This is a genomic window from Prevotella sp. SGI.167 (assembly GCF_050313615.1).
Lineage (GTDB): Bacteria > Bacteroidota > Bacteroidia > Bacteroidales > Bacteroidaceae > Prevotella.
This window is the reverse complement of record NZ_JBNPLT010000011.1, coordinates 19,652-40,512: the sequence shown is the minus strand read 5'-3', so window position 1 is coordinate 40,512 and position 20,861 is coordinate 19,652. Positions and strand designations below refer to the sequence as shown.

13 protein-coding genes and 2 pseudogenes are annotated in these 20,861 nt (G+C 46.5%); 5 read left to right on the top strand and 10 right to left on the bottom strand.

Translation table 11 applies throughout. The annotated features are described in order from the left end of the window. Window positions 1–127: 127 nt before the first annotated feature. Window positions 128–1,099, top strand: a complete 972-nt coding sequence (locus ACQRBJ_RS07445) for a bile acid:sodium symporter family protein (protein ID WP_153122198.1) — start codon at window positions 128–130, stop codon at window positions 1,097–1,099. 220 nt (window positions 1,100–1,319) lie between these two features. On the opposite strand, the gene ACQRBJ_RS07440 is transcribed toward ACQRBJ_RS07445, so the two are convergent. The 5 genes and pseudogenes from ACQRBJ_RS07440 to ACQRBJ_RS07420 form a co-directional block, all read right to left on the bottom strand. Continuing rightward, a complete protein-coding gene (locus tag ACQRBJ_RS07440) occupies window positions 1,320–2,903 on the bottom strand; it encodes a S41 family peptidase (RefSeq protein WP_294970603.1) in 1,584 nt (527 codons plus the stop codon). Between the two features lie 138 nt (window positions 2,904–3,041). After that, window positions 3,042–5,051 (bottom strand): DNA topoisomerase IV subunit B, encoded by a 2,010-nt coding sequence (locus ACQRBJ_RS07435; RefSeq protein WP_441936396.1) that lies wholly within the window; start codon window positions 5,049–5,051, stop codon window positions 3,042–3,044. A gap of 99 nt (window positions 5,052–5,150) precedes the next feature. After that, a complete protein-coding gene (locus ACQRBJ_RS07430; RefSeq protein WP_441931902.1) occupies window positions 5,151–6,302 on the bottom strand; it encodes an N-acetyltransferase in 1,152 nt (383 codons plus the stop codon). A gap of 242 nt (window positions 6,303–6,544) precedes the next feature. After that, window positions 6,545–7,849 carry an acetylxylan esterase gene (locus tag ACQRBJ_RS07425; RefSeq protein WP_445303275.1) on the bottom strand — a complete coding sequence of 435 codons (1,305 nt, stop codon included), beginning with the start codon at window positions 7,847–7,849 and terminating at the stop codon, window positions 6,545–6,547. Between the two features lie 273 nt (window positions 7,850–8,122). Beyond that, window positions 8,123–8,287, bottom strand: a pseudogene (locus ACQRBJ_RS07420) (IS1380 family transposase); the annotation flags it as partial. A 149-nt stretch (window positions 8,288–8,436) separates the two neighbouring features. Here ACQRBJ_RS07420 and ACQRBJ_RS07415 point away from each other — a divergent pair. Then, window positions 8,437–9,978, top strand: a complete 1,542-nt coding sequence (locus tag ACQRBJ_RS07415; protein ID WP_445303240.1) for a carboxylesterase/lipase family protein — start codon at window positions 8,437–8,439, stop codon at window positions 9,976–9,978. An 82-nt stretch (window positions 9,979–10,060) separates the two neighbouring features. Here ACQRBJ_RS07415 and ACQRBJ_RS07410 read toward each other — a convergent pair. The 5 genes and pseudogenes from ACQRBJ_RS07410 to ACQRBJ_RS07390 form a co-directional block, all read right to left on the bottom strand. After that, a pseudogene (locus tag ACQRBJ_RS07410) lies at window positions 10,061–10,163 on the bottom strand (ORF6N domain-containing protein); the annotation flags it as partial. 9 nt (window positions 10,164–10,172) lie between these two features. Beyond that, the gene (locus ACQRBJ_RS07405) at window positions 10,173–11,696 is read right to left on the bottom strand and encodes a THUMP-like domain-containing protein (RefSeq protein WP_445303239.1); all 1,524 of its coding nucleotides are present in this window, start codon (window positions 11,694–11,696) and stop codon (window positions 10,173–10,175) included. Window positions 11,697–12,455: 759 nt separating this feature from the next. Beyond that, window positions 12,456–13,214 carry a succinate dehydrogenase/fumarate reductase iron-sulfur subunit gene (locus ACQRBJ_RS07400; RefSeq protein WP_022120108.1) on the bottom strand — a complete coding sequence of 253 codons (759 nt, stop codon included), beginning with the start codon at window positions 13,212–13,214 and terminating at the stop codon, window positions 12,456–12,458. Between the two features lie 15 nt (window positions 13,215–13,229). Next, entirely contained in the window at window positions 13,230–15,212 is a 1,983-nt protein-coding gene (locus ACQRBJ_RS07395) for a fumarate reductase/succinate dehydrogenase flavoprotein subunit (protein ID WP_217760073.1), read from the bottom strand. Window positions 15,213–15,244: 32 nt separating this feature from the next. After that, entirely contained in the window at window positions 15,245–15,928 is a 684-nt protein-coding gene (locus ACQRBJ_RS07390; protein WP_006848916.1) for a succinate dehydrogenase/fumarate reductase cytochrome b subunit, read from the bottom strand. Between the two features lie 222 nt (window positions 15,929–16,150). On the opposite strand from ACQRBJ_RS07390, the gene mnmG reads away from it, so the two are divergent. The 3 genes from mnmG to uvrC all read left to right on the top strand — a co-directional run bounded on the left by mnmG (window position 16,151) and on the right by uvrC (window position 20,807). Next, window positions 16,151–18,022, top strand: a complete 1,872-nt coding sequence (mnmG, locus tag ACQRBJ_RS07385) for a tRNA uridine-5-carboxymethylaminomethyl(34) synthesis enzyme MnmG (RefSeq protein WP_445303238.1) — start codon at window positions 16,151–16,153, stop codon at window positions 18,020–18,022. 294 nt (window positions 18,023–18,316) lie between these two features. After that, on the top strand, window positions 18,317–18,847 hold the full coding sequence (locus tag ACQRBJ_RS07380) for an adenine phosphoribosyltransferase (RefSeq protein WP_153122191.1): 531 nt from the start codon (window positions 18,317–18,319) through the stop codon (window positions 18,845–18,847). A gap of 112 nt (window positions 18,848–18,959) precedes the next feature. Beyond that, entirely contained in the window at window positions 18,960–20,807 is a 1,848-nt protein-coding gene (gene uvrC / locus ACQRBJ_RS07375) for an excinuclease ABC subunit UvrC (protein ID WP_445303237.1), read from the top strand. Window positions 20,808–20,861: the final 54 nt, after the last annotated feature.

The following is a 20,861-nucleotide window of genomic DNA, read 5'->3' as shown; positions in this document are numbered from 1 at the left end:
ATAATTTGTTTATTCAGTAGAAAAGACGTACTTTTGCACACAATATTGAAAGAGAGGAAAGAAGGAGGATAGTAAGAGAGATTATATAATAAGAGAGAAATATCAGGATTTTAAAAGAAATAGAATTATGCTTAAGTTATTTCAAGGGCTCAGCAAGCTGCTGGCCAATTACACATCTATCTTCGTGATAGGCGTTGCAGTATTCACATTTTTCTTCCCACATACCTTCGACTGGGTGCGCGGAACTACTCAAACCGTCATTCTCGGCATCATCATGCTCACCATGGGCTTGACCTTGACCACCAACGACTTCAAGATTCTGGCTCAGCGCCCGCTGGATGTCTTCATCGGAGCCTGTGCCCAGTTTATCATCATGCCGGGTGTGGCTTATACCCTGGTTCATGTGTGGCATCTTGACCCAGCCCTGGCACTCGGAATTCTGCTGGTAGGTTGCTGTCCGGGCGGCGTTTCGAGCAACATCATGAGTTATCTCTGCCATGGCGATGTGGCATTCTCCGTTGGAATGACCTGCGCCTCTACCATTCTTGCACCAGTGATGACTCCGCTGCTGATGAAGATTACGGCAGGCGAGATTATCCATGTAGATGCTGTGGGAATGTTCATCAACATTCTGATAGTTACGATTATCCCTGTGGCCATCGGCTGCGCCTTGAATTATATCTATGGCAAGAAGGATTGCTTCCCTACCATTCAGAGTCTGATGCCGGGCATCAGCGTTACGTGTCTGGCAATCATCGTAGGAGGTGTGATTTCTACGGTTCACGATGACTTGGTGGCTCGTGGCTTATCACTTTTCCTCTGGACTTTTGCAGTGGTTTTCTGCCACAACACGCTGGGTTACTGTCTCGGTTGGCTCGCCGGAAAACTTGCCGGATTCAATACCGCCAAGAAGCGTACCATCAGTATTGAGGTGGGAATGCAGAATGCCGGTCTTGCTACGGTACTTGCGGGCAATTTCTTCGCTGCCCAGCCTCTTGCCGTATTACCTTGCGCCATCAGCTGTGCCTGGCACAGTATTTCGGGCACCATCCTTGCCGGAATCTATCTGAAATGGGATCGCATGCATGAGAAGAAGTAAATGAATTCGGAAAAAGATAAATGCACAATAAAAGGTCGTGAAGTTCTATCAGAAACCTCACGACCTTTTATTATATCATTACCTCACGGGTTACGGGTTAACTGGTTAACAGTTAACAGCCGTTTTTTCTATAGTTACATGAGCAAAGCACCCGAATTGGCTTTCCCTTCGGACGCCGAACGTTGTTTCTTCACTCTTCGTTCTTCACTCTTCACTTAATCTACTTCCCCGTAGTCAGCAGCTGCACGGCTCGCTGAACTATCTCATTGGTCTCGTTCCAAACCTGGAAGTATTGGCTCATATCCCAGATATCTCGCGCTACAAGGGCTTTCAGCTGCACAGCCAGGTATTTCTTCGTCTGAGCCAATTCAGCCTCATCCTTAGGCTCTATCTTCTCCTTCTTGCCCTCTGCAATAATGCCTTCAATGAGCGAAGAAGGAACCTCGTAAGTTGCCAGGAACTTGTTGAAGTCCTTATACTGGCTCTTCAGCTCCTTGCGGTGAGCATCGATAAACTTCAGACTGTGGTTGATGACAATGCTCTTGGCTGCCAGCTGACGGTGCATCTTGGTGTACTTGGTAGTATCCAGCGGAACGAAATAATCAGGCATGATTCCGCCGCCACCATAAACCACACGATGCTTGCGTAAAGTATAATACTTCAAGCTATCTGAAAGATGGATGCTGTCCTGATTGGTAAACTCGCCATGCTTGTAACGGTTGTCGAGATCCATCGCATAATCCAGTCTGTCTCCCTTCTTATAAGGCTTCTGGATGCATCTGCCGCTAGGCGTATAATAATGGGCGATGGTGAGACGAATCTCGCTGCCATCATCGAAGGTAAGCGGGCGCTGCACCAATCCCTTGCCGAAGGTTCTGCGACCTACCACCACGCCACGATCCTGATCCTGGATGGCTCCGGAAACAATCTCTGCGGCAGAAGCGGTAAACTCGTTGGTAAGCACTACCACCTTGCCCTTGCGCCATCTGCCGTTAGCCTGCGCCTTATACTCCTGACGGGGAGCTGCACGACCGCTGGTATAAACGATGAGATCGCCCTTCTGAAGGAATTCATTGGCTATCTGAGCCGCAGCCTGCAAGTAACCGCCACCATTATCCTCGAGGTCGAAGATAAGGTCTTTCATTCCCTTCTTTTTCAGCGAATCCATCGCTATCGTCACTTCCTTATGACTGGTAAGGCCGAAGCTTCCCAGACGGATGTATCCGATGCCCGGGCGAATCATATAAGCCGCATCCATCGTGGTTACAGGAATCTTGTCACGTTTCACCTTGAAGGTGAGCTTATCCTTGATGCCCCGGCGCACGATAGTAAGATTCACCGTTGTTCCCTTAGGACCGCGAAGGCGTTTCATGATTTCCTCCTTGCTCATCTTCACGCCCGAAATGGCTGTATCATTTACCGCCACGATACGGTCGCCAGCAATGATTCCAACCTTCTCGGAAGGCCCATTCACTACGGGCTGGATGACGAGCAAAGTATCGTCTACCATGTTAAACTGCACGCCAATGCCATCAAAGCTTCCATTCAACGGCTCGTTCATTGCCTTGGTTTCCTTGGCCGTGGCGTAAGAAGAATGAGGGTCCAGCTTCTCGAGCATACCTCGGATGGCGTCCTCTACGAGCTTGTTCTCATCCACACTATCCACATAGAGGTTGGTAATGGCGATTTCCGCCCTACCCAACTTCTCTATCGGGCTGTTCTTGCCCATCTTGATGCGCAGCTGGGCACTGGCAGAAGTTACAGCCAGGAACGCCAGGAGCGCAAATAAAATTATCTTCTTCATTTCCTAAAAACTTAAAGCTTATGAAAGAGAGAAATCCTTCAAGAGTTAACAGGTTAACAGTTAACAGCGCTTTTTTCAATGGTTACCCCCCGAAAGCACTTGAATTCTTCACTCTTCGTTCTTCACTCTTCACTTCACCTAATCCAGTAGTGCTGAGTCTTCCTCCGGAATATCCTCTTCAATCACCAGGTTGTCGATGATGAAGTTCTGACGTTCCATCGTATTCTTACCCATGTAATACTCCAGGAGCTTCTGCACCTGGTCGGTCTTGTGCAGCGTTACCTGCTCCAATCGCATATCCGGACCGATGAAATGGGCAAACTCTTCTGGCGAAATCTCTCCCAATCCCTTGAATCGGGTGATTTCCGGGTCAGGACCCAGCGCCTTGATGGCCTGCTGGCGCTCCTCATCGCTGTAGCAGTAATGCGTAATGAAGTCGCCTTTCTTCTCCTTAGGTCCCAGCTTGGCATCAGCATCCGCTACAGCCTGCTTGTTCTTGATTTTGGTTCGCTTGTTGCGCACTCGGAACAATGGAGTCTGAAGCACGTAAACATGTCCCTTCTTGATGAGATCTGGGAAGAACTGCAGGAAGAAGGTGATGATGAGCAGGCGGATGTGCATTCCGTCAACATCGGCATCGGTAGCCACAATCACCTTATTATATCTCAATCCGTCCAATCCGTCTTCTATATCCAGGGCAGCCTGCAGCAGGTTGAACTCCTCGTTCTCGTAAACCACCTTCTTGGTCAGGCCATAGCAGTTTAATGGCTTTCCTCGCAGCGAGAATACCGCCTGGGTGTTCACGTCGCGGCTCTTGGTGATGCTTCCGCTGGCAGAATCACCCTCGGTGATGAAGATGGAACTTGCCTCCTTCTGCTCGTTCTTGGCGTCACTGAAGTGGATGCGGCAATCGCGCAGCTTGCGGTTGTGAAGGTTCGCCTTCTTGGCACGCTCACGCGCCAGTTTGGTTACGCCAGCCATCGCCTTGCGCTCACGCTCGCTCTCCTTGATCTTATTCTCCAGAATCTCAGCCACATCCTTGTGGATATGGAGATAGTTATCTACTTCCTTCTTCAGGAAATCGCCCACATACTTATTGATGGTTTCGCCTCCGTTCGGAGACATTGTGGTACTTCCGAGCTTGATTTTCGTCTGACTCTCAAACACCGGCTCCTCTACGTTCAGTGCAATGGCAGCCACCAGTCCGTTTCGGATGTCGCCATACTCATACTTGCCGTAGAACTCCTTGATGGTTCTGGCGATATGCTCCTTGAAGGCACTCTGATGAGTACCGCCCTGGGTGGTGTGCTGACCATTCACGAAGGAATAGTACTCCTCGCCATACTGATTGGTATGGGTAAAGGCAATCTCGATGTCTTCGCCCTTCATGTGGACAATCTCATAGAGACCCTCGTTGGTCATATTATCGGTCAGGAGATCCTTCAAACCATGACGGCTGAGGATGCGGCGACCATTGTGCATGATGGTAAGTCCGGTGTTCAGATAAGTATAGTTGCGGAGCATCGTCTCCACGAAATCATCGTGGAAAGAATAGTTCTTGAACAGGGTATTATCCGGTTCGAAGAAGATGAAGGTACCATTCTCGTCCTCCGTATCTTCGGTCTTGTCGCTCTGCAGGATACCTTTCTCAAACTTCAGATGGCGCACCTTGCCGTCACGGAATGACTTTACCTCGAAGTGAGAGCTGAGGGCATTCACCGCCTTCACACCCACACCGTTCAGTCCGACACTCTTCTTGAACGCCTTGCTGTCATACTTACCTCCGGTGTTCAGCACGCTTACTGCCTCTACGAGCTTTCCCTGAGGAATACCACGGCCATAGTCGCGCACGCTGACACGCAGATTGTCTTCGATATCAATCTCCAATCTGGCTCCAGCGCCCATCTTGAACTCGTCGATAGAGTTATCTACCACCTCCTTGAGGAGCACGTAGATTCCGTCTTCCGGCAGATTACCGTCACCCAGACGACCAATGTACATACCCGGACGGGTACGCACATGCTCCATATCGCTCAAGTGTCGGATGTTGTCGTCGGTATATTCTACCGGCTGCTGCTCCTGAGGGGCATTGGCAAGCTCATCAGCGGCATTCAAATCGTTATTATTTAAGTTTTTATCTTCTGCCATGATTTCCTCCTTAGTAATTCTTATTTATTTTCTTATAATATAGCAAATGATATTGCAATATTCTGTTTATCAGACAATTCCAAATACAACAATTGCTATTTATTTGATATTCTTAATATAGCAGTTGCGGCGCTTGTGAAGGATTGGAGCCAAGGCGCCCCATTGTCCCTGCACGGCAGCATTATCTTCCATTTCCACCTGTGTTTCTCCCCACTCGATTCCATACTTCTGATAGATAGGAATCAGGTCGGCAAAGAGCAGCGCATTGGCACCCTTAGCACGGTATTCCGGGTGGATACCGATGAGCAGGAGGTCGACAATCTTGGTCTTATGGAACTTGATGGCACGCAACAGATGCCACCAGCCAAAAGGAAACAGCCTGCCCCTATGGCACTTCTGCAGGGCTCTGGAAAGGGAAGGCATCGTAATGCCGATACCTATCATCTTATGATCCTCGGTAGTCCAGTCTTCTATGGCTGTTACAAAGTTCAGGTCGAGCAAAGACAGATACATCTTGATGTACTGGTCTATCTGCTTCTGTGAAAGTTCGGAATAACCATAGAGATGCTTGTATGTATCATTGATGAGGTCGAAAATCTTCTGTCCGAATCCGCCCTCATAAATATCCTTACGGGTAAGTTTGCGGACATGGAGATTGTATCTTTTCTCTATCATCGCCGCTATCTTGGAATATTTCTCCGGGATGGTATCTGGCACCATCAGTTTATACTCTACATACTTATTATCAATGGTAAAACCCTCCAGGGCCTCAATGTGCTCCGGATAATATGAATAATTATAAATGGTAGGCATTGTGCCGAGCTGGTCAAAGCCCCAGGTAAGCATGCCTTCTGGATCCATATCGGTAAAACCCAGCGGACCTACAATATCTTCCATTCCCTTCTCCTTACCATATTTTTCTACAGCATTGAGAAGAGCCTTGGAAACCTCGCGGTCGTCAATGAAATCAATCCAGCCGAAACGGACCGACTTCCTGCCCCATTTATTGTTTGCCTTATGATTGATAATGGCAGCGACGCGACCTGCCAACTTGCCGTCCTTATAGGCAAGATAATACTCAGCTTCGCAGAACTCGAACGCTGCGTTCTTGTCCTTGCTCAGAGTATTCATGTCGTCGCTGAAAAGATTAGGCACATCATATTCGTTGCCTTCGTAGAGGTCGTAATGGAAGTCGATGAACGTCTTCAAATCCTTCTTGCTTTCGACCTTTTTAATTTCTATTAATGACATGATTTCAAACTAGTTTGCAATATTATAGGATGCAAAAATAGCAATATTTCGCCAAACGACCAAATATTGCTACTTTTTTTGCAGTTTTTTAGGGGTTTATTTTTAATTACAGCCCCCCAAACTAGCCTATATCACCCATTTAGTGGTGGTTTTGGCGGAATATCTTTACCTGATGAGATTGCTTCGTTTCGGAAAAGGAATCTCTTTATTTGACGAGATGTTCGTTCCGGAAAAGGAATCCCTTACTTGATGAGATGCTCCTTGATCCAGACCATCTGCTGGTAATTGGTCTCGCTGGTAGTCCAGTGCTCATTGATTGGCGTGAGCAAGGCTTCCTTCTCACACTTCAGCGTATTCCATACCGCATAACTGGTTGTCGGCGGACAGGTTATGTCGTTGTAGCCCCAGGTAAGATAGGTTGGAACCGTTACCTTGCGGGCAAAGTTTACCACGTCATAATAAGCCATCGTGTTGAGACAATCCTGGTTCTTCAATATCTCATGATATTTATTGAAGTGAGGATAACCGCCCGTTCTTCCCTTCTCGGCATAAGCAGCCATATCGCTGAGCGCAGGATGATTAGCCAAGCACTGGGTAACGCGCTTGTCTAAACCAGCTGCGATAATAGCCAAGGCTCCACCCTGGCTTCCGCCCTGCACAGCCACATTCTTACCATCCCACTCTGGCAGAGAGGTCAGGAAGTCGATGCAGCGCACCAATCCCAGATAAACATGGCGCATGTAGTAGCGGTTCTTATCTTCCAATCCGTTAGACAGATATCCGCCGTTTGCATCGTTGAATCCCCTGCTTATCTCCAGGAAAGTTTCAGCAGGGATGCGTGGATCAAGACCATGAATCTCTATCTCGAAGCGGATAAATCCATTCTCGGCATAATACTTATTGCGCATAGGTTCCTTGATGGTTTTGATGCCGGCTCCTGGAGGAGTGAGAACCACAGGATGACCGCCCTGCTTGGCATTCTTTGGATAGAAGAGGTAGCCATACATCGCATGACCCATCTTATCTATCTGAAGCTTAACGAGATAGCAATCTATCTTATCTGTACAATATTCCTTGGCGAGTTCCTTGGTATAGCTCAAAGGAACGTTCTTCAGTTCGTCCTTTGCCTGCTGCCAGAATGCATCAAAATCCTTAGGCTCCTGGGTATAAGGCTGAATTTTATCTACCGAGAATCCTACTTTTATATGATGCTGGTAGGTTTTACCATCGAGCTTATAGAATAATCTCAAATCTCGGAAGCCCGGAGTCTTTCGGGTTCCCATGTTCACGATGGCACGCCCGTTCTTCAGCCTGAAGCTTCCCTGCTTGTCTGCCTTCAGCATGTCATCGCCAATTTCATAGTTCACCTCGCCGTCACGGGGAATTCCATACTTATAGAAACTTACTTCCACCTTAGCCTGCTCGCCCGTCTTGTAGAGCCAGTCGGCATGGTCGGGCACGGTTAGCCAAAGATAATCACTGCGATAGGGATAGTTCTCCGCCTTCACACTTAACACACTCGCCATGTTCATCGCCATGATAAACATGAACGACAGATAGATAGTTCTTAATTTGTTCATAACTTTATAGTTTGTTTTAAATTATAATATGCAATTATCATTATGAGCGCAAAAGTACAACATTCCATTGAGATAACAAAACGATTTCAAGGATATTTTTGTTCAAGATACCCTCAATAGGCATCTTGAACAAACAAATATCCTTCCCGATAGTTTTAAGCACTGGCGGAAAACTAACATTCTCCAAGGAATCACAATAAGAAAAAGCTCGATCATCTATTCTCTCCAACACTGGCGAGAAGTGCGAAGTGTCGGATAAAGCGAGAGATGGTTCATCAAATGAGTAGTGAAATTATGAGGGTGGAGTCGAGTACAGAAGACAATATGGAGTCAAATTGCTCCATGACCCGAAAATATTCCTCCAAAAGGAGTGAGTTTCTCAGATTTAATTTGTATCTTTGCCATGTCATATCAGAGTTTTGCTTGTTTTCTTTTCGCAACACTAAGATAAGTGAAAATTCTGACATGGCAAAATCCGGAGAAACTTTTTGTTGCTCAGGCGCTTAAAATGTTTAATTGATAATAGTGTTGCGGAATTAATGGAATAACCTGAAATGAAATTGAAAAGACATCTACTGACAGCTGCCCTGACACTCTTTTGCCTATCGGCAGCTAACGCCCAACTGCTAAGAACAACAGTGGAGCAAGGAGAAATTGAAGGTGTGGAACATGAAGGATTCGCCCTATACAAGGGAATCCCATACGCTGAAGCACCAGTGGGCAACCTCAGATGGAAAGCTCCAGTGAGCAAGAAGCCTTGGAAGGGAGTATTCAAAGCAGATAAATGGGGAGACCGTCCACCACAGCCCATCGACCCTAACCAAAATGGTGGAGAGCAGGGCATGAGCGAGGACTGCCTATACCTCAGTGTGGAAACGCCAGCCAAGAGTAAGAATGACAAACTCCCTGTATTTGTGATGATTCATGGAGGAGCCTTTCTTTCTGGCTCCTACAGTGGAACTCAGGAAAGCTTTGTCAAGGAAGGCATCATCTATTGCAGCATAGAATACCGCTTGGGAGCCTTGGGATTCATGGCACATCCAGAGCTGAGTAAGGAATCAGGCAAGAACATATCTGGTAACTATGGCATCCTTGATCAAGTGATGGCCTTAAAATGGATTCACGACAATATCGCTGCCTTCGGTGGAGACCCAGACAAGATTACCATTGCTGGAGAATCTGCCGGTGGTATCTCGGTAAGTATACTATGCGCCTCTCCCCTTGCCAAGGGACTCTTCCGAGGAGCCATCAGCGAAAGTGGTAGCTCCTTCTGGCCTGTGGGTGAAAGCAGAAATGGTAACACAGCCATGCTCACCTCCAAAGCGGCAGAAGCAGGTGGACTTCTCCTTCAAAAGAAACTCAAGGCTAAGAACTTGAAGCAGCTAAGAAAAGTTCCGGCTATGGACATCGTGAAGAATACCGCCTTTGAGTCCTTCTGGCCGAACGTTGACGGCTACTCCATCACCGATGACCAGTATAAGCTCTATGAAAAGGGAAACTACAATGATGTTAATGTCATCATAGGAACCAACAGCGACGAAGGAAGTATGTTTACCCGCCCTGTCAGTGTAAGTGACTATGAGAAAAGAATCCATGAGATATATGGAAGTTGGGCAGACCAGGTTCTCAGTCTCTATCCTGCCAAGACAGAGGAAGAAACCTACTTCGCTCAATCCGACATTTTCCGTGATGGCTCCTTTGCATGGGGAACGTATGCCTGGGCTAACCTGCAGAGCAAGACCGGCAAGGGCAAGGTGTATATGTATTACTTTGACCAAGACTCAGAGAACACCATCGTGAAAAGCCGCAAGGGAGGAGCCAGCCATGTGGCAGAGATGCCATTCATCTATGGCTATAAGTTTGGCTCTGGAAAAATGACCGAGACGGAGCTGCACATGGAGCAAATCATGTCACGCTACTGGATCAACTTTACCAAGACTGGTAATCCAAATGGGGATAGCCTTCCTTTCTGGACTACCTACCAGGAAGGTAAACCAACGGTGATGATTATGAAGGAAGGACTGCATTTGGGTCCTGTTCAAAATCAAAAGCAAATGGACTTCTTCGAGGAGTTCTTCAAGGAAAAAAGAAAATAATACGTCAAGTTCCAAGTGGCATTTCTCCCACTTGGAACTTTTTCATTAAAGAGATAAAACGCCACATTGTTCACCATAAAATAGCGCATAGATACGAATGCTCGCATGATGCGGATGTTTGCTTCAACAGCAGTCGGAGACTTCAAAACTCCACTAAGCATAGCAACTCCTTGCTCTGTGAAAGCGTAAGTTTTCTAAGCTTTCTCCGTTATTACCAGCACATGGCTTTCGTCGCTCAATGTGGTGGCGAAGATATAGATTTCGCCACCATCCTTCAGTTTCAATCGCTTGCGCAATTCCGCTACGGAGAGGGGGAAGTTGCGGGTAGCGATGTTCGCCTTGGTGATTCCTGACAGATGACGCTTCAACTCCTTTTTATTAAAGGAGGATACGGCGATGATGCGGAAACTTCTGCCGGGGAAGGCGGCGATAGGTTCACGGCTCACGAAAAGATGGCTGTTCTTGGAAAGCATCCTTGCATCATAGCGCCCGGAAAGAACACCGAAACAGCCGGCTTTCATCAACGACGCATTCGGCTCATAAAGATACTGCATCTCTTCAAGCGTGGATGGGGCAATCTTGACGGAAGAAGCCTCCATATCCGACTCTTCGCAGACGAAGGACTGGGCATCATTGACACAATAAATGCGGAGATTGCCCATATTTTGCGCTGAGAGCACTAAAAGAAGCTCCTTGCACTCATTGTTCACGGAGATGATATGAACCTCTCTTACGTGGCTTAATTCGCTTATAGCACGGTGCCAGTCGAGCATCGGAGAGAGTTTGACGATGACGTAATCAGCCTTCGAAAGCATCTCTTCCTGCAAAACGGTGACATCGGGCGTGCAATCCTTCAAGGATACCACCTTGTTGCCCGCATCGTCTCTACGGGCAGGATCAATGAAGATTATCTTAAGACCAAGGTTGGTCTTAAGTAATGACAGAGGTTGGTCATAAGTGATGCCTAAAGAATCATCAGCTGATGCTACATCTTTTTTCTTTGGATGAAAAGAATGAAGAACCTCTATTCCATCCCCATTCTTCACGATGGCGTTCTTCAAGCCCAATCGCCCGAAATTCTCCTTCGCCGCATCGCAGAGATGAGCCTGACGCTCCACGTACATCGACTTCACTCCCAACCGGGCTGCAATATAAGAGAAATCTACTCCAAAGCCACCAGTCAAATCTACAAACCCGATTTCTTCTGAAAAATCTGCTTTGCTGACATCTTCTTTTGTTTCGTTAACATCCTCACCTGGTTTTGTTAATATCCGTTGATTTTCAGAAGTGGCTCCATTTATGGCGAATTCTGAATCAACCGCCCTATCGCCCGCAAATTCGCGAATTTTGGAAAAATGAGAATCGGAAGCTTTTGCAACCTCATTTTCATTTGCGCTCTCATTTTCTTTTTCGCTCTCATTTTCTTTTTCTGCAGAAGATGAAGATACTGGCAAGCCGAGCAACCTCGCAGCCAGTTCTGCCTTGTAAAGCGCAGTAGATTCAGAGGAGCATTGCTCCATAGAAATATGAGGAGGATAGATGATGCCTTCGAGACTTGCCCAACGAGGCAACTTGATGCGAGCCATCTTTCGCCCGCGAATCTGATCGAGAGCGAAAGGCATATCTACTTCCGGATACTTGCTTCCGAGAAAAGCCAGCTGGCGGACATCATCGTCCTGATGCTGGCGAATAAAGTCTTGAGTCGCTTGGTTCATCATTTATGCTCTTTTTATATCTTTATAGAATAATACTTTATTTATTATAGAGTAATACTTCTCTTAAACTGGTTTTATACTGACTGTATTTCGAGATGATACTTACTGCATCTCGAGTCGCTATTTACTGAATTAACTATGATAGTTACTGTATTCTACAGCTCTCTCACGACATAAGGATTATTGCCTAGCAATGGCAATAAATTGCCCTCCTATAGGGCAAAAAGATGCCATCACTAGGCAATAATTGGAATGAGGTCTAAACCAAATCGGGATATAGCCTTACTGCCGAGCAATGTACTCCTTAACCTTCAGGATGCAGCATTAGTTTTATCAGCTGTTACTGCATTTTTGAATGATGCAAGGTATAAATGCGGGGCAGCTTACGTTTCCGTCGTAAAAAGCCTACTCTCGTTTTCACTCTTCACTCTTCACCATTTAGCCTGAAACCCCGATAAACACAGGGGATTTGAGGGGTGAAGAGTGGCGCTGACTCTTCACTACTCTTCACTACTCTTCACCTATAAATGTAAATCGCTGACTCACAATGGAATAGCTACAGAGCCGAAGAGCCCAAAAAGCTCCAGTCCTATAAAAAGGTGAAGGGTGGGTGAAGAGTCAATTCAACTCTTCACCCACCCAACTGCCTATCCTTCAACTACTTACGCCCAAAAAGTGAAGAGTGAAGAGTTGTTTGGAAAATTCTCTCGCATCCGTAAAGATGCAGAGAGAAAATTTCTGTGTCTTAAGAGATACGGTGGATTAGTCAGCCAACTTAGCCTTCAAGAACTCACGGTTCAAGCGGGCGATGTTAGCGATAGACTCGTTCTTAGGACAAACAGCCTCGCAAGCACGAGTGTTTGTACAGTTACCGAATCCGAGCTCATCCATGCGTGCAATCATCTTCTTAGCACGGGCAGCAGCCTCTACACGACCCTGTGGGAGAAGTGCCAGCTGGCTAACCTTTGAGCTGACGAAGAGCATGGCAGAACCATTCTTACATGCAGCAACACAAGCACCGCAACCGATACATGTAGCGCAATCCATTGCCTCGTCTGCATTCTCCTTAGGAATCAGGATAGCGTTGGCATCCTGAGCCTGACCTGTACGGATGCTGGTGTAACCACCTGCCTGGATAATCTTGTCGAATGCTGAACGGTCTACCATACAGTCCTTGATGATAGGGAAACCAGCAGAACGCCAAGGCTCAACGGTGATAACGTCACCATCGTTGAAACGACGCATGTAGAGCTGACATGTTGTAGCACCACGCTCAGTCTTACCGTGAGGTGTACCATTAATATAGAGAGAGCACATACCGCAGATACCCTCGCGGCAGTCGTGGTCGAAGACGAAAGGCTCCTGACCTGACTCGATGAGCTCCTCGTTCAAGATGTCGAGCATCTCGAGGAATGAGGTATCATCTGGGATGTTCTTCATCTCGTGTGTATCGAAGTGACCCTGTGCTGTAGGGCCGTCCTGCTTCCAATACTTAACTGTGAAACTTATATTTCTTGCCATTGTCTTGTTCGCTTTTTAATTCTTGTAATTTCTTGTCTGTACCTTAATTGCCTCATACTCGAGAGGTTCCTTGTTGAGCACTGGAGCAGTTGTATCATTGCCCTGATACTCCCAGCAACCTACGTAGAAGAAGTTTGCATCATCACGCTTAGCCTCGCCTTCCTCTGTCTGGTACTCCTCACGGAAGTGACCACCACAGCTCTCGTTGCGGTGCAATGCATCGTAAGCGATCAACTCGCCCATCAAGATGAAGTCACGCAAGTGGATAGCCTTATCCAACTCTACGTTCAAGCCTTCCTTCTTGCCAGGGATAAAGAGGTTCTTGTTGAATTCCTCGCGGAGAGCCTTCATCTTCTTCAAGCCTTCCTCAAGACCTTCCTTGGTACGACCCATACCTACGTGCTCCCAAAGGATGTGACCCAACTCCTTGTGGATAGAATCTACAGAGCGCTTGCCCTGGATACCCATCAGGCGGTCGATTTCCTTCTGAACACCTGCCTCTGCCTCTGCAAACTCTGGGAGATCGGTAGAGAGCTTTGGCCACAATGCCTGGTCGGCCAAGTAGTTCTGGATAGTGTATGGCAATACGAAGTAACCGTCAGCCAAACCCTGCATCAAAGCAGATGCACCAAGACGGTTAGCACCGTGGTCAGAGAAGTTACACTCACCAATAGCGAAGAGACCTGGGATTGTGGTCATCAACTCGTAGTCTACCCAGATACCACCCATTGTATAGTGGATAGCAGGGAAGATCATCATTGGGTTGTAGTACTTCACGCCGTTAATCTCGTTAGCCAACTCACCTGGGTTAACGTCGGTAATCTCCTCATACATATCGAAGAGGTTGCCATAACGCTGAAGGATAACGTCGATACCGAGACGGTTGATAGACTCAGAGAAGTCGAGGAATACGGCAAGACCTGTGTTGTTGACACCGAAGCCCTTGTCGCAACGCTCCTTAGCTGCACGAGAAGCCACGTCACGAGGAACCAGGTTACCGAATGCTGGGTAACGGCGCTCCAAGTAGTAGTCGCGGTCTTCCTCAGGAATATCAGAACCCTTCTTTGTACCTGCCTGCAATGCCTTGGCATCCTCAATCTTCTTAGGAACCCAAATACGACCATCGTTACGGAGTGACTCTGACATCAAAGTCAACTTACTCTGGTTTGTACCGTGAACAGGGATACATGTAGGGTGAATCTGAACATAAGATGGGTTAGCGAAATCAGCACCCTTGCGGTAGCACTGGATAGCTGCTGTACAGTTACAACCCATAGCGTTTGTAGAAAGGAAGTAAGCGTTACCATAACCACCGGTAGCGATAACTACGGCATTGGCAGAGAAACGCTCCAACTTACCTGTAATCAAATTCTTAGCGATGATACCACGAGCGTGACCGTCAACGATCACAATATCCTCCATCTCGTAACGGGTGAAGAGCTTAACCTTACCTGCCTCAACCATGCGGCTCAAAGAAGAGTAAGCACCGAGGAGGAGCTGCTGACCTGTCTGACCCTTAGCATAGAATGTACGAGATACCTGAGCACCACCGAAAGAACGGTTAGCCAGCATACCACCGTACTCACGAGCAAAAGGAACGCCCTGAGCTACGCACTGGTCGATGATGTCGTTACTCACCTCAGCCAAACGGTAAACGTTAGCCTCACGAGCACGGTAGTCACCACCCTTTACTGTATCGTAGAACAGACGGTAAACAGAGTCACCATCATTCTGATAATTCTTAGCTGCATTGATACCACCCTGTGCTGCGATAGAGTGAGCACGACGTGGAGAGTCCTGGATGCAGAAGTTCAAAATGTTGAAGCCCATCTCGCCGAGAGAAGCAGCAGCAGAAGCACCTGCCAAACCTGTACCTACAACGATAACGTCGAGCTTTAACTTATTCTTTGGGTTAACCAAACGCTGGTGAGCCTTATAGTTGGTCCACTTCTCAGCAACTGGTCCTTCAGGTATTCTAGAATTTAATGTTTTTGCCATAATCTTTTTTAATACTTAAATGATTACACGAATTATGCGCAGCACAAAGATGGAGCGCAACCGAAAGCGAATGCCAATACAACTACGATGAAGAGGAGAAGCAGGATGGTAGAGTAAATCATACCAATCATCTTCCAACGGCAGAACCAAGTCTTACCGCTCCAACCGAGAGTCTGAATAGCACTCCAGAAACCGTGAGTGAGGTGGAACCAAAGAGCTACCAACCAGATGATGTAGAGAACTACGAATACTGGGTTAGCGAAGGTGTCCTGAATGAATGCGAAGCCATCTGATGGGCAGTGGCCGAAGCTTGTACCCAAAAGCTCAGCAAACATCATGTTGTACCAGAAGTTGAAGAGGTGAAGCAACAAACCGAGAACGATGATGATACCGAGCACCAACATGTTCTGGCTAGCCCACTCTACTTTCTCTGGCTTTGCTGTTACCTCGTAACGCTGGTTACCGCGAGCACGACGGTTCTGTGCTGTCAGGATGAAAGCGTAAACGATGTGACAAACTGCCAAAGCTGCCAAACCCAAAGTTGCAACTACGGCGTACCAGTTAGCACCCAACAATTCGCAAATCATGTTGTAAGCATCTCCTGAGAAGAGAGCAACAACATTCATGCAACCGTGGAATGTCAAGAATAGAATAAGAGCGATACCAGTTACTGACATCACTACCTTTCTACCAATAGATGAATTGATTAACCACATAAATGATTGAATTTTAATTATTTAACTGTTTGAAACTAATTTATATTCCACATTTTTCGTCCCTGCAATACCTATTTTTAGGCATTCTGCAATCCTCATTTCTAGGTATATTTTCGCAAGTCTGCTGCAAAATTACTATATTTTAATGATTTATCAAAGTATTTTTGCTAAAATTTCGATTTTATTTCTTACTTTTGCCGAAAATTAGAAAAAATATAGATTATGAGATTCAATTATGACGTTCTCGTTATCGGTGGTGGTCACGCCGGATGCGAGGCTGCAGCTGCCTCCGCAAACATGGGAGCCAAGACCTGCTTGATAACGATGGACATGAACAAGATTGGTCAGATGAGTTGCAATCCTGCCATCGGAGGCATAGCAAAGGGACAGATTGTACGAGAGATTGACGCACTGGGCGGACAGATGGGTATTGTCACTGACAAGACCGCCATCCAGTTCAGAATGCTGAACATCGGCAAGGGACCAGCCGTATGGAGTCCTAGAGCACAATGCGACCGTGGTAAATTCATCTGGGAGTGGAGAACCATACTCGACCACACCGACAACCTCGACATCTGGCAAGACCAGGCCGACGAGTTGCTCGTTGCCGACGGAGAAGCCATCGGTGTGCGCACCATCTGGGGCGCTGAGTTCTACGGCAAGAGCATCATCATTACTGCCGGCACTTTCCTCAACGGACTGATGCACGTGGGCAGAAATATGGTAGAAGGTGGCAGATGCGCAGAACCTGCCGTTCATCATTTTACAGAAAGTATCACCCGATGGGGAATCACCACTGCAAGAATGAAAACGGGAACACCGGTCCGCATCGACAAGCGCAGCGTCCACTTTGAAGATATGGAAGAGCAACCTGGCGACAGCGACTTCCATCAATTTTCATACATGGGCGATCATCGCATACTGAAGCAACTTCCTTGCTGGACATGTTACACCAACAAGAAGGTTCACGACATTCTGAAAAGCGGACTCGATGACTCTCCTTTATATAATGGTCAGATTCAAAGCACCGGTCCTCGCTATTGTCCAAGCATCGAGACCAAGCTCGTCACCTTCCCCGACAAGGAACAGCATCCGTTATTTCTGGAACCAGAAGGCGAAGACACGAATGAAATGTATCTGAACGGATTTTCATCAAGTATGCCGATGGACATCCAGCTGAAGGCTCTCCATGAAATCCCGGCATTGAGAGACGCCAAGATTTACCGACCAGGTTACGCCATCGAGTACGATTACTTCGACCCTACCCAACTCAAGCATTCGCTGGAGTCGAAAATCATCAAGGGTCTCTTCTTTGCCGGACAGGTGAACGGAACCACCGGTTACGAGGAAGCTGGAGGCCAAGGCACCGTTGCAGGAATCAACGCAGCCCTACATTGTACAGGCGACAAGACTTTCGAAATGAAACGAGACGAAAGTTACATCGGCGTACTCATCGATGACCTCACAACAAAGGGAGTTGACGAGCCTTACCGAATGTTCACCTCAAGAGCCGAATATCGCATCCTACTCCGACAAGACGACGCCGACTCCCGACTCACCGAGAAAGCATACGAGCTGGGCATTGCCAAACGCGACCGTTACGACTGGTGGATGGAGAAGAAAAATGCCATCGAAAGAATCATTGACTTCTGCGCAAACTATCCTATCAAGAAAGACGAGATCAATCCAAAACTTGAGGCTCTAGGCACAACACCACTTCGAGCAGGCTGCAAACTTATCGACCTCGTTGCTCGTCCACACTTGAACCTTCAAAATCTATCGGAGATTATTCCCGACCTGAAGACAGCGATGGATGCGCCAGCCAATCGAAAAGAAGAGATTGCAGAAGCGGCAGAAATCAAAATGAAGTACAAAGGATACATCGATCGAGAACGACTCTTCGCAGACAAGATGCACCGACTGGAGAACATCAAAATCAAAGGACGCTTCAAGTATTCCGAGATACTGGAAATCTCCACAGAAGGCCGTCAAAAGCTTGAACGAATCGATCCGGAAACCTTAGCTCAGGCAAGTCGAATTCCAGGAGTTTCTCCAAGCGACATCAACGTACTGCTGGTACTGCTAGGGAGATAATCGGTCATACGGAGAAAGCTGCGCCAGACCCAATTGTTCCACGTGAAACGCAACACGCGTAAAATACTTGATATTAAGACAATTAAACGTGGTTACATCAAGTATTTTATAGTTAAAGTAAAACTTTATGTTTCATGAAACAAAAGAGGATAAAACCGAAGAAAAAGAATAAGAACAGTACGTATTAACGGGCAAAATGGAGGTACAAGACCAAGAAGTCACAACCCGTTTCATACGATAGGAAACAAGATAAAAAAGAAAGAGAATAAGTATTAATAAATAAACAAAAAAGTAATGAATAATCAGCTATTATTAGACAATCTGCGTTGCATTCCAGATTGGCCAATCAAGGGTGTAAACTTCCGCGATGTCAGCACCCTTTTCAAGAATCCAGATTCTCTCAAAGAGATTTGTGACGAGATGTACGAGATCTACAAAGATAAGGGAATTACCAAAATCGTAGGCATCGAATCACGCGGTTTCGTAATGTCTTCAGCCCTTGCTATCCGACTCGGTGCAGGCGTAGTTTTATGCCGCAAACCAGGTAAGCTTCCTTGCAAAACCGTACAGGAAAGTTACGCAAAGGAATACGGTATGGACACTATCGAAATCCACGAAGATGCCATCAATGAGAACGATGTAATCCTCCTCCACGACGACCTTCTCGCTACCGGCGGAACCATGAAGGCAGCATGCAATCTGGTGAAGAAATTTCACCCGAAAAAAGTATATGCAAACTTCATTATCGAGCTTGTAAACGAGAATTTCGAAGGTAGAAAAATCTTCGATGACGACGTAGAAGTATCTACTCTATTACAGTTGTAAAAGTATTTAACATGCTGTTTAAGGCAGCAAAAATGTACTTTAACAACACACGAGCGTTGCAGTTTCACGTGGAACAGCAACGCTCTTTTACCCTTAAAAACTCCTTAGAGATATGACGAAACAAGAAAATGAGGAAAGATTAGCAAGGCTAAAAAGTATAGTTTTAAGCATGCCGGAGAAGCCAGGAAGCTATCAATATTACGACGAAAACCATACGATTATATACGTGGGAAAGGCGAAAAATCTGAAGAGAAGAGTGTCATCCTACTTCCATAAAGAGGTAGATAGATACAAGACAAAGGTACTTGTTTCTAAGATTTTCGACATCTCATACACCGTCGTCAATACCGAAGAAGATGCACTTTTGCTGGAAAACAGCCTTATTAAAAAGTATAATCCAAGGTATAATGTTTTGCTGAAAGACGGCAAAACCTACCCCTCTATATGCGTTACAAACGAGTATTTCCCTCGCATTTTCAAGACTCGCCATATCAATAAAAAGGTGGGAACGTTCTTCGGTCCTTACCCTCATATAGGCAGTATGTATGCAGTTTTAGAGGTCATCAAAAAGCTCTACAAACCACGCACATGCCGCTTTCCCATCACAAAACAAGGCGTTGCTGAAGGCAAATATAAACCCTGTTTAGAGTATCATATTCACAACTGCGGAGCACCTTGCATCAACAAACAAAGCTACGAGGAATATCAGGAAAACATGCGCCAGGCACGTGAAATTCTGAAAGGAAACACCCGGGAAGTTGGCAAATATCTCTATGACTTGATGATGAAAAATGCCGAACTTCTCCGCTTTGAGATAGCCGAAGAATACAAAAAGAAGTATCAGTTGTTGGACGAATTTGAGGCAAAAAGCGAGGTGGTAAGCCATACCATTACCGACGTAGATGTCTTCACCATCGTTAATGATGACGCCATGAAGAATGCCTTCATCAACTATATTCACGTGAAAAACGGCACCATCAACCAGAGCTTCACCTACGAGTATAAGCGCAAGCTGGAGGAGAGTGACGAGGAACTTCTGATTACTGCCATACCGGAAATCAGAGAGCGTTTCCACTCTACTTCGAAAGAGATTATCGTGCCTTTCGAGATGGAATGGAAACTGAAAGATGCCATCTTCTTCGTGCCGCAGAGAGGCGACAAGAAACACCTTCTGGAGCTATCGGAAATGAACTGCAAGCAGTATAAATTCGACCGTCTGAAGCAGGCAGAAAAGCTCAATCCGGAACAGAAGCAAACCCGATTGATGAAGGAATTGCAGGTAAAACTAAAGCTGCCAAAACTGCCTTATCAGATAGAATGCTTCGATAATTCCAACATATCGGGCACGGATGCCGTAGCTGGATGTATAGTATATAAAGGTATGAAACCATCAAGAAAGGACTATAGAAAATACAACATCAAGACGGTGGAAGGACCTGATGACTATGCTTCGATGCAGGAGGTAGTAAGACGAAGATACAGTCGCATGCTAGAGGAAGAAACTCCCCTGCCAGACCTTATCATAACCGATGGTGGCAAGGGGCAGATGGAGGTGGTAAGAGAGGTGATAGAAGACGAACTGCACCTGGAAATCCCTATCGCAGGTCTTGCCAAGGACGATCGCCATCGCACCAACGAACTCCTTTACGGTTTCCCGCCACAAACCATCGCTCTACCGCCGGAAAGCGAGCTTTTCAAGGTATTGACGCAGATACAGGACGAGGTACATAGATACGCCATCACCTTCCATCGTGACAAGCGCAGCAAGCACGCTCTCCATTCTGAGTTAGACGACATCAAAGGCATCGGTCCTAAGGCAAAAGAAGCGCTCCTGAGCAAGTTTAAGAGCGTGAAAAAGATAAAAGAAGCATCACAGGAACAGCTTTCAGAGGTAATAGGGCCTCATAAAGCCGAGATTCTCGTGAAATATTTCACAGAAAAGAGCGAGAATATGAAATAAAAGTCGTATATTTGCAGTTGAAACTAAATAATAATAAAGATTGAACAGAACCCA

Excerpts from the sequence above, each read along its gene's own strand:
- ACQRBJ_RS07405 (WP_445303239.1), bottom strand. The coding sequence starts at position 11,696 with ATGATGAACCAAGCGACTCAAGACTTTATTCGCCAGCATCAGGACGAT.
- ACQRBJ_RS07440 (WP_294970603.1), bottom strand. The coding sequence starts at position 2,903 with ATGAAGAAGATAATTTTATTTGCGCTCCTGGCGTTCCTGGCTGTAACT.
- ACQRBJ_RS07435 (WP_441936396.1), bottom strand. The coding sequence starts at position 5,051 with ATGGCAGAAGATAAAAACTTAAATAATAACGATTTGAATGCCGCTGAT.
- ACQRBJ_RS07390 (WP_006848916.1), bottom strand. The coding sequence starts at position 15,928 with ATGTGGTTAATCAATTCATCTATTGGTAGAAAGGTAGTGATGTCAGTA.
- ACQRBJ_RS07430 (WP_441931902.1), bottom strand. The coding sequence starts at position 6,302 with ATGTCATTAATAGAAATTAAAAAGGTCGAAAGCAAGAAGGATTTGAAG.
- uvrC (WP_445303237.1), top strand. The coding sequence starts at position 18,960 with ATGACGAAACAAGAAAATGAGGAAAGATTAGCAAGGCTAAAAAGTATA.
- ACQRBJ_RS07380 (WP_153122191.1), top strand. The coding sequence starts at position 18,317 with ATGAATAATCAGCTATTATTAGACAATCTGCGTTGCATTCCAGATTGG.
- ACQRBJ_RS07445 (WP_153122198.1), top strand. The coding sequence starts at position 128 with ATGCTTAAGTTATTTCAAGGGCTCAGCAAGCTGCTGGCCAATTACACA.
- ACQRBJ_RS07425 (WP_445303275.1), bottom strand. The coding sequence starts at position 7,849 with ATGTTTATCATGGCGATGAACATGGCGAGTGTGTTAAGTGTGAAGGCG.
- ACQRBJ_RS07415 (WP_445303240.1), top strand. The coding sequence starts at position 8,437 with ATGAAATTGAAAAGACATCTACTGACAGCTGCCCTGACACTCTTTTGC.
- ACQRBJ_RS07395 (WP_217760073.1), bottom strand. The coding sequence starts at position 15,212 with ATGGCAAAAACATTAAATTCTAGAATACCTGAAGGACCAGTTGCTGAG.
- ACQRBJ_RS07400 (WP_022120108.1), bottom strand. The coding sequence starts at position 13,214 with ATGGCAAGAAATATAAGTTTCACAGTTAAGTATTGGAAGCAGGACGGC.
- mnmG (WP_445303238.1), top strand. The coding sequence starts at position 16,151 with ATGAGATTCAATTATGACGTTCTCGTTATCGGTGGTGGTCACGCCGGA.